Source organism: Roseovarius amoyensis (assembly GCF_003260265.1).
GTDB lineage: Bacteria > Pseudomonadota > Alphaproteobacteria > Rhodobacterales > Rhodobacteraceae > Roseovarius > Roseovarius amoyensis.
In genome coordinates, this window is sequence record NZ_QITQ01000079.1 from 1 (window position 1) to 1,164 (window position 1,164).

Annotated in this window: 1 protein-coding gene; it reads right to left on the reverse strand. The window is 60.3% G+C overall.

Annotated elements, in window-relative coordinates:
- Positions 1–1,084 (reverse strand): IS3 family transposase gene (locus DL899_RS19225; protein WP_111735912.1). Its coding sequence is split into 2 segments (ribosomal slippage), with 1,085 coding nucleotides annotated over them: positions 1–832 and positions 832–1,084; the frame shifts between segments, so codons are not numbered across the junction. This gene is flagged as partial in the annotation.
- Between the last annotated feature and the right edge of the window lie 80 nt (positions 1,085–1,164).

A 1,164-nucleotide genomic window follows, 5' to 3' on the forward strand; every position in this document is an offset into this window, starting at 1 on the left:
GGTCTGCCGCCAAGGGCCGAGTGCGGGCGTTGGTGGTTGTAGAAGGTCATCCATTTCCGGATGCCCGCCTTTGCTTCCGACCCGGTCTCCCAGGCATGCAGGTAGACGCACTCGTATTTCAGGGTCCGCCACAGCCGCTCGATGAAGATATTATCGAGGAACCGGCCCTTTCCGTCCATCGAGATGCGCACGCCGGTCCGGCGCAGTCGGTCCGTCCAGGCGAAGGAGGTGAACTGAGACCCTTGATCGGTATTCATTATCTCGGGCGGGCCGAACTTGTGGATGGCCTCGTTCAGCGCCTCGACGCAGAAGTCGGCCTCCAGCGTGTTCGAGATGCGCCAGGCCAGGACCTTCCGGGTATGCCAGTCCATGATGGCGACCAGATACAGGAACCCGCGCCGCATCGGCAGGTAGGTGATATCGGCGCACCAGACCTGGTTGGGCCGATCCACCCGCAACCCTTTCAGCAGGTAGGGATAGGTCTTGTGCCCTTTCGCCGGCCTGCTGGTATTGGGCTTCTGATAGATCGGCATCAGCCCCATGAGGCGCATCAACCGGCGTATCCGCTTCTCGTTCACGAGATGCCCATCGTTACGCAAGTGCCAGGTCATCTGCCGGACACCGAAGAAGGGTGTTTCCAGGAACTGCTCGTCGATCCGCCGCATCAGATCGAGGTTCTGCGCGGTCTCGCCCTTCGCCGTGTAATAAAATGACGAGCGCGCAATCGACAGCAGCTTGCACTGCTGGACGACAGACAGTTGGGGGTGATCAGGCTCAATCATGCCGCACCTCACTTCCCGCCCCAAGGCTTCAGCTTTCTTTCCAAAAAAGAGTTGGCCACGGCCAGCTCCCCGATCTTGGCGTGGAGTTCCTTCACCTGCTCCTCATCGATCTCGGGCTTCTTGCGGCCGCCGCGTTCAAACACGCCGGAGGCGCCCTCAAGGAGCGCACGTTTCCATTGATGGATCATCGTCGGATGCACCCCGAACCGGCTCGCCAGCTCGGCCGCGGTCTCCTCGCCCTTCAGGGCTTCCAGCGCGACCTTCGCCTTGAACTCGGGCGCATGTTGTTTGCGTTTCGACATCTCTGATCTCCTTCTCGTCGAAGATCAGCAGACTGCAAATCGTAGCTTACGTCACTGTCCGAATTTCGGGGGGTAGCTCA